We start from the raw sequence: 14,160 nt of genomic DNA, 5'->3' as shown, positions 1-14,160 counted from the left end.
CCAGCCGGCCCCTCAGGGGGCCGCCGCGATGACGCTCTGAAACGCCTGCGCGAGGATCACCCCCGCGACACCGTAGACCGCGAGCCACATCCGCCGCTCGAGCCGCTCGAGCAGCAGCTCGAGCCGGTCGAGCCGCGCGTTCAGCGCATCGACCTGCACCCGGCTCATCCGCTCATGCGCCTCGAGCTTGAGCGCCGGCGCGCAGGCGAAGGGCTCGTGCTCCAGCCGCCGGTCACTCACCGGCCTCGCCCTTCGGCAGCTCCGGCAGCCCCAGCATCCGGCGCTTCTCTGCGGCGGTGAGGAACGCGGCCCCCGCGACCCGAGCCCATTGCGCATCGCGCTCGGCGGCCAGCGCCGGCACCTGATCGAGATCGGGCATCAGCGCGACCTCCTCGCCGAAATGCGACGCCAGCCAGCGCCCCACCGCCGCCGTCACCCGCGTTGCCAGCGGCAGCACGGTCAGCCGGTAGAAGGCCCGGTGCGCCTCCTGGTAGTTGGCGAATGTTGCCTCGCCGGGGATCCCCAGCAGCATCGGCGGCACCCCGAAGGCCACCGCGATCTCGCGCGCCGCCGCCTCCTTGGTCTTCTGGAATTCCATGTCCGATGGCGAAAACCCCATCGGCTTCCAGTCCAGCCCGCCCTCGAGCAGCATCGGCCGGCCGGCATTGCGCGCCCCCTGGTGCAACAGCTCCATCTCGTCGCGCAGGCGCTGGAACTGGTCCGCCGCCATGCCGCCCTGGCCGTCGCCGCCGGTCCAGACGATGGCCCCCGAGGGCCGCGCGGCATTGTCGAGCAGCGATTTCGACCAGCGGCTGGCGCTGTTGTGCACGTCGACCGCCTGCGCCGCCGCCTGCACCGGAGACAGGCCGTAATGGTCGTCCTGCGGGTGGAAGGCCTTGATATGGCAGATCGGGGAGCCGCTCTCACGCACCTCGAAGCGATGCCGGCGGGCGTCGACCATGTAATCATAGGCCACCGGCCAGCCATCCGGGCCGGGCACCAACCGCATCCGGTCCGAGCGCAGCACGTGCAGCTCCGCAGGCCGCCCCGCCGCCCCCGGCACCGCCTCGACATAGGCGTCCCCCGAAAGCAGCAGGTGCCCATAGAGCGCCTCGAAGAGCTCTGCCTTGCCCTGCGCCGGGTTCGGCGCGGTCACCAGCGTCAGCAGCGGATGCCGGGCAAAGCGCTGCTCCGCGTCCTGCAGCACCAGCGGCAGCGCCGCGGCCGCCTCTGCGATCAGCTTCACCGCCCGGAAGCCCACCGGGTTGCCCGTGAAGCCCGAGCGCGTCAGCGCGCCGCCATCGCGCGGGCTCCACGCCACCCGCCCCGTCCCCGCATAGGCCATCAGCGGCCCGGTGGCCGAGGCCTTGGCTTCGGTCTCCACCGACGCCTCGCGATCCCTGCGCAGAAAATCGAACACCATCGCTCGCCGCTCCTTCACCCGATCCGGTGCGAACCGCCGGGTCCGCATCGCGTTGAGGAAGGACACTATGAACGAGAGGTTAAGCACTTCTGGCGGCTCCGCGCGGGGGCGGCGCAACGGGCCATCACGGGGCAAGGCAGCTATGCGCCCAGCGCACTGGCGCTCATCGATGCCTCCCGATAGTCTCCGCCAACGCGACAGAATGCTGCGCGTGTCCGAATGAAATTGTACGGAAGTTCCGAATGACCATCGAGATGACACAGACCACTCTGCGCCCGCTCCTGGCCGACGATGCCACCACCGTGGCCGAGATCTTCCGCGAGGCCGTGCTCATCGGCACCGCCGCCCACTACACCCAAACCGAGCGCGAGGCCTGGGCCGGTCCCAAGCTCGACCCGGAGCGCTGGCGCGACCGCGTCGGCAGCTCGGTGGGGCTGATGGCCGAGCGCGACGGCGTACCGGTGGGGATCATGACCCTGGTAGCGCCCGGCCATATCGACCTAGCCTTCGTGCGACCCGCCGCCGCCGGTCATGGCGTCGGGGCCGAGCTTCTCGCCGCCCTCACCCAGATCGCCCTCGCCGGCGGCGCGCGCAGCCTCACCACCGATGCCAGCAAGGCCGCCCGGCCGTTCTTCGAGCGCCACGGCTTCTACTTTCTGCGCCAGCAAAGCGTGATCCGCCGCGGCGTGGCGCTGATCAACTACGCCATGCAAAAGCCGCTCTGAGCCTGCCCGGGGCGCGCGCACCCCGGACCGCATGGCGGCTCAGATCACCCGCAGCGCCGGCCGCCGCCAGCCCTGCATCGGCGTCACGATGAGCTCGCTCAGCGCCCAGACCAGCGCGTCGACCCGGTCGGGCGAGCCCTGCCCGGCAAAGCCCGAGACCGTCATCAGCCCCATTTGCTCCTCGAGCGCATCGAGCGCGCCGCAGTGGCTCACCCGTCCCTGCTCGTAGAGCGCCGCCACCGGCTCCGCCCGCGCCGCCTTGCCGCGCGTGGCATGGACCTTGCGCAACGGCACCTGCGGCGCCACCTGCCGCAGCACCGTCTCGACCATCGCGCCGCCCTGGTTGACCTCGGCTACCACCCGGTCGGCCTGCCAGCGCCCGTAGGCCGCCGCCACCGCCTCGGCCCAGCCGGTGGGCGAGCTGCCCTGCACACTGGCATCCTCCAGCACCCAGGCCCGCCAGGCCTGCGGCGGCCCCTCGCAGATCGCGCCCGCCACCACGATGCCGCAGGCATCCGCCGCGCGCCCCTCGCCCGCGGGCGGATCCACCGCCACCACGATGCGGTCGAAGCGCTCGGGCACCTCCGCCCCACGCGCCCGCTCGAGCACCGCCTGAGTCCAGAGCGTCCCATCCACATCCGTGACAAGCACCCCGTCGAGTTCCTGCCGCGCCAGACGGGTGTTGCCGTAGCGCGCCCGCACCTCCTCGAGGAACGAGGCCGCGAGGTTGGCGCGGTTGGCCTCGGTCTTTGCGTGCGTCACAACGGTGCTCTCCAGCTCCAGGAGCTCCTTCAGCACGCCCACGTTGCGCGGCGTCGTGGTGACGCAGACCTGCGGCCGCTCCCCCAGCCGCAGCGCGAATTGCAGCATGTCCCAGGTCTCGCGCGCCTTCTTCCACTTGGCCAGCTCATCGACCCAGGCCGCGTCGAATTGCGGCCCGCGCAGCCCCTCCGGGTCATGCGCAGAAAATACCATCGCCTCGGCCCCGTTGGGCCAGACCAGACAGCGCCGACCGGCCTGCCAATCGGGGCGCCGGTCGGGCGGCGAGCAGGCGAGGATCCCGCTCTCGCCGAACACCATCACCTCGCGCACCTGGTCGAGGGTCTCGCCCACCAGCGCCACCCGCCGGCAGCGCCCCGGCGACAGCGGCAGCGCCCCCTCGACGCAAGCGCGCACCCATTCCGCCCCGGCCCGGGTCTTGCCCGCGCCGCGCCCGCCCATGATCACCCAGGAGCGCCAGTCACCCTCGGGCGGCAACTGGTGCGGCATGGCCCAGAACTCGAAAAGAAAGGGGAGTGCCATGCACTCCCCCTCGCTCAGCTCACTCAGGAAGCTCTCCCGCACCGCAGCAGCGGCGGAGGCGAGCCATGCGGCACCCGATCTCATCGCGCGCGCGTTCGAGATCGAGAGCCCAGTCTCCGGCAAGCCCTTTCTGTTTACGTCTGACATTGGCGATCTGCGCCTCCGTTTCATGCGACGCCCTCATCCAGTAGCGGACATCGCTCATCAGCTTGCCCGCGTCGGTCTTCGAGACCGCCTTCCCGTCTTCGATCTGCGCCTTGAGGCGTCTGATGTCCTCGCCGAGATCCCTGAGGACGTCGGCGATGCGGTCGCGCTCGTCTTCGAGTCGCGACATCTCCTCTTCGAGGTGGACCAGGATCATGCTCGATACCTTTCTTGCCTGTGGGTCTCCGCCCGAGGCCACCGTGCATTTGCAACAAAAAAGCCCCTCGGGGGCCTGTCCCCGGGGGCCGCGCGCGGCTTGTCCAGCATCTGCAGAAGCTACGCCCGAGCGCGCGGTCGGTCAAGTTTCCGCACCGAACGCCGGCCCTCAAGCGCCTGTTAACGCTTGATGATGGCGCCGCGCCCGCGGCGAAGAAAAGGGCGCGGCACCGTGAGGTGCCGCGCCCGCAGGATGAGCCCTCGCGGGCCCACCAATCACACATATAGGATCAGTCGATCCGGGTCAGCAGATCGCCCACCGATGCCTTGGCGTCGCCATAGAACATGCGGGTGTTGTCCTTGTAGAACAGCGGGTTCTCGATGCCCGAGTAGCCGGTGCCCTGGCCGCGCTTCGACACGAAGACCTGCTTCGCCTTCCACACTTCCAGAACCGGCATGCCGGCGATCGGCGAGTTCGGGTCTTCCTGTGCGGCCGGGTTCACGATGTCGTTCGAGCCGATCACGATGACCACGTCGGTCTCCGGGAAGTCCTCGTTGATCTCGTCCATCTCGAGCACGATGTCGTAGGGCACCTTGGCCTCGGCCAGCAGCACGTTCATGTGCCCGGGCAGACGGCCGGCGACAGGGTGGATCGCAAAGCGAACCTCCTTGCCCTTGGCGCGCAGCTTGCGGGTCAGTTCGGCCACGTTCTGCTGCGCCTGCGCCACCGCCATGCCGTAGCCCGGCACGATGATGATGCTGTCGGCCTCGTCCAGCGCGGTCGACACGCCGTCGGCGTCGATCGCCACCTGCTCGCCCTCGATCTCCGCCGCCGGACCGGCGGTGCCGCCGAAGCCGCCAAGGATCACCGAGATGAACGAGCGGTTCATCGCCTTGCACATGATGTAGGACAGGATGGCACCCGAGGAGCCCACCAGCGCACCGACCACGATAAGCAGGTCATTGCCCAGCGAGAAGCCAATCGCCGCCGCGGCCCAGCCCGAGTAGCTGTTGAGCATCGACACGACCACCGGCATGTCGGCGCCGCCGATGCCCATGATCAGGTGATAGCCGATGAACAGCGCGCAGAGCGTCATCAGGAACAGCGGGAAGAAGCCGCCGGTGCCCATGTACCAGAACAGGCAGAGCAGCGAGATCACCGCCGCCGCCGCGTTCAGAAGGTGGCCGCCGGGCAGCTTCTTGGCCGCCGAGCTCACCTTGCCGGCCAGCTTGCCATAGGCGATGACCGAGCCGGTGAAGGTGATGGCGCCGATGAACACGCCGAGGAACAGCTCGACCGAGAGGATGCTGAGCTCGACCGGGGACTTGTGCGCCACCAGCTCCGCGAAGGCGCCATGCGCCTCGGCGGCATTCGGGCCGGTTACGGCCTTCATGGTGAAATGCGCGTTGTAGCCCACGAACACCGCCGCGAGGCCGACGAGGCTGTGCATCGCCGCGACGAGCTGCGGCATCTCGGTCATCTCGACCTTCTTGGCCACGTAGATGCCGATGATGCCACCGGCCGCGATCAGGATGATCGACAGCAGCCACAGGCCCGAGCCGGGCCCGATCAGCGTCGCGAACACCGCCAGCGCCATGCCGACGATGCCGTACCAGACGGCACGTTTCGCGCTCTCCTGCCCCGAGAGGCCGCCGAGCGAGAGGATGAAGAGGACAGCCGCGACCACATAGGCCGCCGTGGTGAATCCGAATTCCATGTCTCTGGCCTCCCCTTACGACTTCTGGAACATGGCGAGCATGCGCCGTGTGACCATGAAACCGCCGAAGATGTTGATGCCGGCCATGAAGACCGAAACGGCGGCGAGGAGGATCACCAGCCACGAACCCGAGCCGATCTGCATCAGCGCGCCGAGGATGATGATCGAGGAGATGGCGTTGGTGACGGCCATCAGCGGGGTGTGCAGCGAGTGGCTGACGTTCCAGATCACCTGGAAGCCGACGAAGACCGACAGCACGAAGACGATGAAGTGCTGCATGAAGCTCGCGGGCGCCACGAGGCCCACCGCCAGCAGCAGCACGCCGCCGATGCCCAGCAGGGTGACCTGCTGCTTGGTCTGCGCCTTGAACGCCGCGACTTCCGCCGCGCGCTTCTCTTCCGGCGTCAGCTCGGGTGCCTTCTCCTTCGGCTTGGCAGCCGCGATCGCCTTGGTCTTCGGCGGCGGCGGCGGCCAGGTCACGTCATGCTTGTGCGCGATGGTCGCGCCGCGGATGACGTCATCCTCCATGTTGTGATTGACCGTGCCGTCCTTCTCGGGCGTCAGGTCGGTCATCATGTGGCGGATGTTGGTGGCGTAGAGGCTCGAGGCCTGCGTCGCCATGCGCGAGGGGAAGTCGGTATAGCCGACGATGGTCACGCCGTTGTCGGTGACGATCTTCTCGTCCTTTACGGTGAGCTTGCAGTTGCCGCCCTTCTCCGCCGCGAGGTCGATGATCACCGAGCCGCGCTTCATCGCCGCGACCATGTCCGGCGTCCAGAGCTCGGGCGCTTCGCGGTTGGGGATCAGCGCGGTGGTGATGACGATGTCCATCTCGGGCGCCAGCTCGCGGAACTTGGCCAGCTGTGCTTCGCGGAATTCCGGCGAAGAAACCGAGGCATAGCCGCCGGAGCTCGAGCCGTCCGCCTGCTCTTCCTCGAAGTCGAGATAGACGAACTCGGCGCCCATCGACTCGACCTGCTCGGCGACTTCCGGACGCACGTCGAAGGCGTAGGTGATGGCGCCCAGCGAGGTCGCGGTGCCGATGGCGGCGAGGCCGGCCACACCGGCGCCGACGATCAGCACCTTGGCGGGCGGCACCTTGCCGGCGGCGGTCACCTGACCGGTGAAGAAGCGGCCGAAATTGTTGCCCGCCTCGATCACCGCGCGGTAGCCCGCGATGTTGGCCATCGAGCTCAGCGCGTCCATCTTCTGGGCGCGGCTGATGCGCGGCACCATGTCCATGGCGATGACGCTGGCGCCCTTGTCGGCCGCCTCTTTCATCAGCGCTTCGTTCTGGGCCGGCCAGAAGAACGAGATCAGGGTCTTGTCGGCGCTCAGGCGGCCGACTTCCTCGTCGGTCGGCGGTTGCACCTTGGCGATGATGTCGGCCTGGGACCAGAGCGCGTCCGGCCCGTCAACGACGGTGACGCCGGCCTCTTCATAGGCGGCGTCGGCAAAGCCTGCCTTCACGCCGGCACCGGTCTCGATGACGCAGTCGTAGCCGAGCTTCTGAAGCTGCAGCGCCGACTCCGGCGTCATCGCAACCCGGTTTTCTCCTGCCGCCAATTCCTTTGGCGTTCCGATCTTCACGTCTTGGATCCCCCTTGGTTCCTGAGGTCTTGTTTTACGTTGCGGCACATGCCGTATGGCCCGGGTCTATCGTGCCGACCCGCGGCTCACAATGTCATCGCGCCGGTTAATCACATTCAACCACGAATTTAAAGCCACCGTCTCGTTTGTTGCGAGTACCTGACGTAACGCGCAACAAACTTTCGCTGCAATCGCATCTCTTCTTTCTCGATGAAGCGCTTTTCCACAACCCAGACAAAGATCGGAACCAGCACAAGCGACAGCACCGCGTCGAGATAGAGGATCATCCCGAGCAGGATCATCACGTCTCCGACGTAGATCGGGTTGCGCGACAGCCGGAAGACACCGCCGGTGACAAGCTGCGCCGCCTCCTCGTGCGGCATGAAGCTGGTCCGGCTGCGGCGCAGCTCCATCAGCGCCAGAGCCGCCAGCAACAGCCCGCCGCCAACCAGCAGCCCTCCGAGCAGATCGGCCCAGACCGGCCCGAAGCTCAGCCCAATAGGGTGGTTGCGCGCCTGCCAATAGGCCACGCACAGGAAAGCCAGCAGCCAGACAGGCGGAATGTCGATCCATTTCCGTATCACGCGAGCCCAGCCCTCTTTGAGAAATACCCGTGCCAAGAGGCGACAAGAGCGACGCCGGGTCAAGAGGCCCCGCGTCGCTCCACCTTTTGCCTATGTCGCGTTGCGCCGGCGCCTTCAGCCTCTGCCGTGGCCGCGCCTGCCGCCTCGCGCGGGCCCGTTGCCGGTCATTCCCATTCCATCTCCTCGAACACCCGTCCCGCGTTCTTGGTGGCCAGTTCCTCGAACGTGTCGAGCTGCGCCCAGTTCGACTGGTCGACATAGAACGCCCCCGCGAGATCACCACCCTCGTCGATATGGGCCCGGATCTTGGCGCGCAGGTCCTTGAGGTAATCCGAGGTGTAGCGCGTCACCTGCGCCATGTTGGTCGGGTGCCCGTGGCCGGGGATCACGTAGGTCGCGCCCAGATCGGTGAACGGCCCGTCGAAGGTCTCGATCCAGCAGCTCGTGCAGGTCTCGGCAAAGATCGGCGGCATGCGCTCGTGGAAGGCGATGTCGCCCGCGATGACGATGCTCCACTGCGGAATCCAGACCTGAACATCACCTGGATCATGCGCCGGCCCGAGATGCAGAACCTCGATGCTCACATCCCCCATCTCGATCGTATAATTGTCGGAAAAAGACAAGTTCGGCACCGAAACCACCGTGCCTTCGGCCTTGTCCTGGTTGTATCTCTGCATGCCCTGCAAGATGAAATCACCATCCGCCTCGACCACTTCGATGGCATCTTCATGCGCCAGGACGTCGATCCCGAGCCCCGCCCAGTAGGCATTGCCAAGCACCGCGTGCCCCTGCCCGTTCTCGTTGATCACCAGCTTCACCGGCTGGTCGGTGACCGCCCTGATCTCCTCGTGCAGCGCCTGCGCCAGCCGCACCGAGGCGCCGCCATTGATCACCACAACGCCGTCGCCGGTCACGATGAAGCTCAGATTGTTGTTGTGGCCCGAATTCTCGTAGGTCGGCGGCGCGGTCGCACCGATGGCGCTCCAGACATGCGGGATGAATTCCACCGGCTTGCTGTAAAGCTCCGACTGCGGATAGAGATCCGCGATATCCTCATGCGCCATTGCCGTCCCGGCCAGCAGCAGCGCTGCCATCGTCGTCCAGACCCGCATGATCTCTCCTCCTCCACATGCACACCACACATTCACATGTGTGCATGAGTTAAACAAGCGGCAATCCCGCACCTTGCCTGCGACGTGAAACCGCGTCAGGGTCGCGCGACCAAGTCGGAGGGGGCAGAATGCTGGAGGGACGACACGCGCTGGTGACCGGCGGCGGCACCGGGATCGGGCTGTCGATCGCGCGTGCGCTGGCCGAGGCCGGCGCCAGCGTGACGATCTGCGGCCGCCGCGCGGACGTGCTCGAGGCCGCAGGCCCGCCGCTGCATTCGCAGGTCATGGACGTGACCTCCGAGGCCTCTGTGCGCGATGGCATCGCCGCCGCCAGCGCCGCCCACGGCCCGGTGCAGATCCTGATCGCCAATGCCGGGCTGGCGCAGCCCGCGCAGTTTCCCGACATCTCGCTCGAGGCGTGGCGCGAGAGCCTCGCCGCCAATCTCGACGGCGCCTTCCTGACCACCCGCGAGGTGCTTCCCGCGATGCTCGAGGCCGGCTGGGGCCGCGTCATCGCGATTGCCTCGATCGCCGGGGTGAAGGGCATGAAGCGCGCCGTGCCCTACGTCGCCGCCAAGCACGGGCTCGTCGGCCTGATGCGCGCCCTCTCCGCAGATCACCTCGCCCAGCCGGTGACCTTCAACGCGCTCTGCCCAGCCTATGTCCAGACCGACATCGTCGAGCAGAACATCGCCCGCGTCATGCAGCGCGAGGGGCTGAGCCGCGACGCGGCCACCGCCCTCGTGCAATCCGCCAACCCCCATGGCCGCCTGATCCCGCCGGAGGACATCGCCCAAGCCGCGCTCTGGCTCTGCGGTCCCGGCTCCGACAGCATCGACGGCCAGGCCATCCAGATTTCCGGAGGAGAATTTTGACCGATTTCGCCTGGACCCGCGACCAGTTCCACATCCCGCTGGGACTGATCTATCTCGACGGCAACTCGTTGGGCCCGCTGCCGAAGGCGACCCCGGCCCGGCTCGAGCGCATGCTTTCCGAGGAATGGGGCGAACACCTGATCGGCGGCTGGAACGCCTGCGGCTGGATGGACATGCCCAAGCGGCTCGGCGACCGGCTGGGCCGACTGATCGGCGCCGCGCCGGGCCAGACCGTGGTCGGCGACACGCTGTCGATCAAGGTCTTCCAGGCCCTCGCCGCGGCGCTGCAGCTGCGCCCCGAGCGCCGGGTGATCCTGTCGGACCGCGGCAATTTCCCCTCCGATCTCTACATGGCCGAGGGGCTCATCCGCCTGCTCGGCGATCGCCACGAGCTGCGCCTCGTCGCCCCGCACGAGCTCGAGGACGCGATCACCGAGGAGGTCGCGGCGCTGCTGGTCACCGAAGTCGATTACCGCACCGGTCGCCGCCACGACGTCGCGGCACTGACCGCAAAGGCGCATGACATGGGCGCGCTGGCGATCTGGGATCTGGCCCATTCCGCCGGCGCCCTGCCGGTCGACGTGGCTGCCGGCAAGGCGGATTTCGCCGTCGGCTGCACCTACAAGTACATCAATGCCGGCCCCGGCGCGCCGGCCTTCATCTATGTCGCCCCGGAACACGCCGAGGAGGCCGACCCGGCGCTCGCCGGCTGGCTCGGCCACGCCTCGCCGTTCGCCTTCGAGCAGGGCTACCGCCCCGGCGAGGGCATCGAGCGCATGCGCGTGGGCACCCCGCCGGTGCTGCAGATGGCGGCGCTCGACGCCGCGCTCGACATCTGGGACAAGGTCGACATGGCCCTGCTGCGCAAGCGCTCGCTGGCGCTGACAGGCATGATGATCGAGGAGGTCGAGACACACTGCCCCGGCCTGCGCCTCGCCACCCCGCGCGATGGCGCCGCCCGCGGCAGCCAGGTCTCGTTCCGCTCCGAGCATGGCTACGCCATCATGCAGGCGCTGATCGATCTCGGCGTGGTCGGCGATTTCCGCGCCCCCGACATCCTGCGCTTCGGCATCACCCCGCTCTATATCGGCGAGGCCGAGATCCACGAGGCGGTCGAGGTGCTGGCCCGCGTGCTGCGCGGCGCGCTCTGGGATCACCCGAAATACCAACGCCGCAAACGCGTCACCTGACCCTCCCCTGCGCGGCCCCCAACGCCGCGCAGCTCCCCGGCCCTCGAGCCCAACCGCCAGCACCGCGCCCCCTGCCTTCCCTACGTCCCAAACACTCACCACGCCTCCATCGCCACCCCGCACACCCCCGGGGCCAGCGCGCCAATCCAGCCCCTTCTCTACGTCGCAAATACTCAAATCCCGCCCGAAACCACCCGCACCGCCCCCGGGCAAAGGCGTCACGCCAGCCAAGCCCGCGGAGACGGCGGCCCGACGGGCCGCAAGTCGACAAAACCTGCGCGCCGCAGGCGCTCCGCATCGCAAGCACCGCAGCGTCACGCCCTGCCTGAATTGACCCGCCGCCCCGGTTCCACGACACTGACCGCAAACGCTCCCGGCAGGAGGAGGCCGCGATGCCCACCACGCTCACCGTCAACGGAACCGCGCATGAGATCGACCTGCCGGCTGAGGTCCCCCTGCTCTGGGTGCTGCGCGACGCGCTGCACCTCACCGGCACCAAGTTCGGCTGCGGCGTCGCCGCCTGCGGCGCCTGCACGGTGCAGATCGACGGCGAGGCGGTGCGCTCGTGCCAGGTGGCGCTCGGCGATGTTTGGGGCGATGTCACCACCATCGAAGGCCTGGGCACGCCCGCGGCGCTCTCGAAGCTGCAGCAGGCCTGGATCGACCACCAGGTGGCGCAATGCGGCTACTGCCAGTCGGGCCAGATCATGCAGGCCGCGGCGCTGCTTGCCGAAACCCCGCAGCCCGACGATGCCGCCATCGACGCCGCCATGGCCGGCAATCTCTGCCGCTGCGGCACCTATCCCCGCATCCGCGCCGCCATCCGCGCCGCCGCCGGCATGGAGGGCTGAACCATGTCGCGTCTTGGCACCATCGCCCGCCGCAGCTTCCTCTTCGGTTCCGTGGCAATCGCCGGCGGCGTGGCGCTCGGCGTCTGGTACCTGCGCAGCCCCGGCACCAACCCGCTGCGCCCGGAGCCCGACGAGACCACCCTCAACCCCTTCGTGCTGATCGACGGCAACGGCGTCACCCTGATCGCGCCCCGCGCCGAGATGGGACAGGGCACCCAGACCACCTGGGCCGCGCTGATCGCCGAGGAGATGGACCTCGCCTGGGATCAGGTCCAGGTGCTGCACGGGCCGCCCGCGCAGGCCTATTACAACAGCGCCCTGATGGCCGAGAACGCCCCCGGCCCCGCCTACGGCAAGAGCGCCTTCCAGCATGCGGTGGGCGAAGCCCTGGGCACGCTCGGCAAGCCGCTCAGGATGCAGGTCACCGGCGGTTCGACCGCGATGAAGGACGGCTTTGAGCGCATGCGTGCCGCCGGCGCCGCCGCCCGCGAGATGCTGAAGGCCGCAGCCGCCGCGCGGCTCGACACCGATCCAGGCCTCCTGACCACGGAAAACGGCGCGGTGATCGGCCCGGACGGCCAGCGCTTTCCCTACACGGAACTGGCCGAGGAGGCGCGCGGCCATGCCCCGCGGGAGGTGCTGTTGCGCGACCCGTCGGAGTGGAACCTGCTCGGCAAACCGCTGCCGCGGCTCGACATGGTCAGGAAAGCCACCGGCACCGCGCAATACAGCATCGATGTCCGCCCGGAGGGGCTGCGCTTCGCCGCGCTCCGCATGTCGCCACGGCGCGCCGGTATGCTGCGCTTCGATGCCGAGGCGGCGGAGCAGATGGCGGGCGTTGAGAAAATCGTCGATCTCGGCGATGGTGTCGCGGTCATCGCCACCAACACCTGGCTGGCGCAGCAGGCGGTCGACGCCATCGAGATCGACTGGGCGCCCGCCCCCTACCCCGAGACCACCGATGCCATCCTGGCCGAGATCGAGGCCGCCTTCGACCGTGCTCCGGACAGCACCCTGCTCGACCGCGGCGACCCCGACAGCCTGCCCGACGGCGCCAGCGAGATCAGCGCCGAGTACCGTGTGCCCTTCCTGGCCCACGCCACGATGGAGCCGCTCAACGCCACCGCGCATGTTACCGCCGAGGGGCTGAAGATCTGGTCCGGCAACCAGCTGCCGACCTTCACCCGCAGCGCCTGCGCCGATGCGGCGGGACTGCCCGAGCGAAGGGTCACCGTTCACACCACGCTGATGGGCGGCGGCTTCGGCCGTCGCGGAGAGCTGGATTTCTCCGTTCTCGCCACCCGCGTTGCCGCGGCCCTGCCCGGCACGCCGGTGATGACCACCTGGTCGCGCGAGGAAGACATGCGGCGTGATTTCTACCGCCCCGCCGCCATCGCCCGCATGCGTGGTGCGGTGAAGGATGGCGAGGCCGTACTCTTCGATGCCGCCGTCGCCGCCCCCTCCACCGCCCGGCAGGCGCTCGAGCGCTGGATGGGATTCGCCCCGCCGGGGCCGGACAAGGTCCATGTGGAAGGGCTCTGGAACCAGCCCTACGCCATCCCCAACGCCCGCGCCCGAGGCCATATCGCGCCCGAACTGAAGGTCCCGGTGGGGTTCTGGCGCTCGGTCGGCAACAGCTATAACGGCTTCTTCCACGAGAGCTTCCTCGACGAGATGGCCCACGCCGCCGGGGCCGATCCGCTGGCGTTCCGCATTGCGCTGGCAGACAGGGCCTGGCGCCCGGCCGCCCGCGTGCTCGAGGCGGTGCGCGAGATGTCGGGCTGGCCCGAGAAGCCCGAGGGCACCGGGCGCGGCGTCGCCATGTGCTTCAGCTTCGGCACGCCGGTGGCCTGCGTCATCGAGGTGGCCGAGAGCGACGGCGGCATCCGCATACCACGCGCCTGGATGGCGGCGGATGTCGGCGTGGCGCTCGATCCCGGCATCCTCGACCAGCAGCTCGTCGGCGGGCTGGTCTACGGGCTCTCGGCGGCGATAATGGGCGAGATCACCTTCGCCGACGGCATGGCCGAGCAGGAAAACTTCTACGATTACGATGCCTTGCGCCTGCCGCAGATGCCAGAGGTCGAGACCCGCATCCTCGAGACCCAGCGCTGGATCAGCGGCATCGGAGAGCCCGGCACCCCGCCCGCCGCGCCGGCGCTGGCCAATGCGCTTTTCGACCTCACCGGCACGCGCCACAGGACGCTGCCGCTGAACCGCGCGGTGTCTTTCGCGGCCTGATCCGGCCTCCAGAGGCATCCCTCGCCCGGCCACGGCCAGATGCCCATAAGGCAGCGCCATGCCGGCCCGTCGCGGCACGGGAAGAGCTGTGGCAAGCTTATGATATATCTAAAATAAAGAAAATCACGCCACATTTCCGACACATTTGGCGCCAAGTACGGGGATCACCCCTGTCTGTGCGTTGGGGGA

13 protein-coding genes are annotated in these 14,160 nt (G+C 68.5%); 5 read left to right on the top strand and 8 right to left on the bottom strand.

Annotated elements, in window-relative coordinates; all coding sequences use genetic code 11:
• Positions 1 to 12: 12 nt before the first annotated feature.
• Together KUV62_RS10990 and KUV62_RS10985 are read right to left on the bottom strand one after the other, a co-directional pair.
• On the bottom strand, positions 13 to 240 hold the full coding sequence (locus tag KUV62_RS10990; protein ID WP_222603734.1) for a hypothetical protein: 228 nt from the start codon (positions 238 to 240) through the stop codon (positions 13 to 15).
• The gene (locus tag KUV62_RS10985; RefSeq protein WP_222603733.1) at positions 233 to 1,423 is read right to left on the bottom strand and encodes a phage portal protein; all 1,191 of its coding nucleotides are present in this window, start codon (positions 1,421 to 1,423) and stop codon (positions 233 to 235) included. The genes KUV62_RS10990 and KUV62_RS10985 overlap by 8 nt, the downstream gene beginning before the upstream one ends.
• Before the next feature lie 254 nt (positions 1,424 to 1,677).
• Between KUV62_RS10985 and KUV62_RS10980 the strand changes: the two genes are divergently transcribed.
• A complete protein-coding gene (locus tag KUV62_RS10980; protein WP_261395566.1) occupies positions 1,678 to 2,148 on the top strand; it encodes a GNAT family N-acetyltransferase in 471 nt (156 codons plus the stop codon).
• A 39-nt stretch (positions 2,149 to 2,187) separates the two neighbouring features.
• Here KUV62_RS10980 and KUV62_RS10975 read toward each other — a convergent pair whose 3' ends face one another.
• From KUV62_RS10975 to KUV62_RS10950, 6 genes are all read right to left on the bottom strand, one after another.
• Complete coding sequence (locus KUV62_RS10975; RefSeq protein ID WP_222603731.1) at positions 2,188 to 3,534, bottom strand: DNA-packaging protein; 1,347 nt, start codon at positions 3,532 to 3,534, stop codon at positions 2,188 to 2,190.
• The gene (locus KUV62_RS10970) at positions 3,470 to 3,811 is read right to left on the bottom strand and encodes a hypothetical protein (protein WP_222603730.1); all 342 of its coding nucleotides are present in this window, start codon (positions 3,809 to 3,811) and stop codon (positions 3,470 to 3,472) included. The genes KUV62_RS10975 and KUV62_RS10970 overlap by 65 nt, the downstream gene beginning before the upstream one ends.
• A gap of 289 nt (positions 3,812 to 4,100) precedes the next feature.
• The gene (locus KUV62_RS10965) at positions 4,101 to 5,528 is read right to left on the bottom strand and encodes an NAD(P)(+) transhydrogenase (Re/Si-specific) subunit beta (protein ID WP_222603729.1); all 1,428 of its coding nucleotides are present in this window, start codon (positions 5,526 to 5,528) and stop codon (positions 4,101 to 4,103) included.
• A gap of 15 nt (positions 5,529 to 5,543) precedes the next feature.
• On the bottom strand, positions 5,544 to 7,118 hold the full coding sequence (locus tag KUV62_RS10960; RefSeq protein ID WP_222603728.1) for a Re/Si-specific NAD(P)(+) transhydrogenase subunit alpha: 1,575 nt from the start codon (positions 7,116 to 7,118) through the stop codon (positions 5,544 to 5,546).
• A gap of 128 nt (positions 7,119 to 7,246) precedes the next feature.
• Positions 7,247 to 7,699, bottom strand: coding sequence for a methyltransferase family protein (locus KUV62_RS10955; protein WP_222603917.1), 453 nt, complete (start codon positions 7,697 to 7,699; stop codon positions 7,247 to 7,249).
• Between the two features lie 167 nt (positions 7,700 to 7,866).
• Positions 7,867 to 8,814: an MBL fold metallo-hydrolase gene (locus KUV62_RS10950; RefSeq protein WP_222603727.1), complete on the bottom strand. Its 948-nt coding sequence runs from the start codon at positions 8,812 to 8,814 to the stop codon at positions 7,867 to 7,869.
• Positions 8,815 to 8,942: 128 nt separating this feature from the next.
• Between KUV62_RS10950 and KUV62_RS10945 the strand changes: the two genes are divergently transcribed.
• The 4 genes from KUV62_RS10945 to KUV62_RS10930 all read left to right on the top strand — a co-directional run bounded on the left by KUV62_RS10945 (position 8,943) and on the right by KUV62_RS10930 (position 13,971).
• On the top strand, positions 8,943 to 9,689 hold the full coding sequence (locus KUV62_RS10945) for an SDR family NAD(P)-dependent oxidoreductase (protein ID WP_222603726.1): 747 nt from the start codon (positions 8,943 to 8,945) through the stop codon (positions 9,687 to 9,689).
• Positions 9,686 to 10,879, top strand: coding sequence for a kynureninase (gene kynU, locus KUV62_RS10940; RefSeq protein ID WP_222603725.1), 1,194 nt, complete (start codon positions 9,686 to 9,688; stop codon positions 10,877 to 10,879). Before KUV62_RS10945 ends, kynU begins: the two co-directional genes overlap by 4 nt.
• Before the next feature lie 392 nt (positions 10,880 to 11,271).
• A complete protein-coding gene (locus KUV62_RS10935) occupies positions 11,272 to 11,730 on the top strand; it encodes a (2Fe-2S)-binding protein (protein WP_222603724.1) in 459 nt (152 codons plus the stop codon).
• Positions 11,731 to 11,733: 3 nt separating this feature from the next.
• Complete coding sequence (locus tag KUV62_RS10930) at positions 11,734 to 13,971, top strand: xanthine dehydrogenase family protein molybdopterin-binding subunit (protein ID WP_222603723.1); 2,238 nt, start codon at positions 11,734 to 11,736, stop codon at positions 13,969 to 13,971.
• Positions 13,972 to 14,160: the final 189 nt, after the last annotated feature.

Source organism: Salipiger bermudensis (assembly GCF_019801965.1).
Classification (GTDB): domain Bacteria; phylum Pseudomonadota; class Alphaproteobacteria; order Rhodobacterales; family Rhodobacteraceae; genus Salipiger; species Salipiger bermudensis_A.
This window is presented reverse-complemented; position numbering and strand designations above follow the sequence as displayed.

Coding starts and splice junctions, on each gene's coding strand:
- KUV62_RS10985 (WP_222603733.1), bottom strand. CDS start 1,423: ATGGTGTTCGATTTTCTGCGCAGGGATCGCGAGGCGTCGGTGGAGACC.
- KUV62_RS10980 (WP_261395566.1), top strand. CDS start 1,678: ATGACACAGACCACTCTGCGCCCGCTCCTGGCCGACGATGCCACCACC.
- KUV62_RS10975 (WP_222603731.1), bottom strand. CDS start 3,534: ATGAGATCGGGTGCCGCATGGCTCGCCTCCGCCGCTGCTGCGGTGCGG.
- KUV62_RS10970 (WP_222603730.1), bottom strand. CDS start 3,811: ATGATCCTGGTCCACCTCGAAGAGGAGATGTCGCGACTCGAAGACGAG.
- KUV62_RS10965 (WP_222603729.1), bottom strand. CDS start 5,528: ATGGAATTCGGATTCACCACGGCGGCCTATGTGGTCGCGGCTGTCCTC.
- KUV62_RS10950 (WP_222603727.1), bottom strand. CDS start 8,814: ATGCGGGTCTGGACGACGATGGCAGCGCTGCTGCTGGCCGGGACGGCA.
- KUV62_RS10945 (WP_222603726.1), top strand. CDS start 8,943: ATGCTGGAGGGACGACACGCGCTGGTGACCGGCGGCGGCACCGGGATC.
- KUV62_RS10935 (WP_222603724.1), top strand. CDS start 11,272: ATGCCCACCACGCTCACCGTCAACGGAACCGCGCATGAGATCGACCTG.
- KUV62_RS10930 (WP_222603723.1), top strand. CDS start 11,734: ATGTCGCGTCTTGGCACCATCGCCCGCCGCAGCTTCCTCTTCGGTTCC.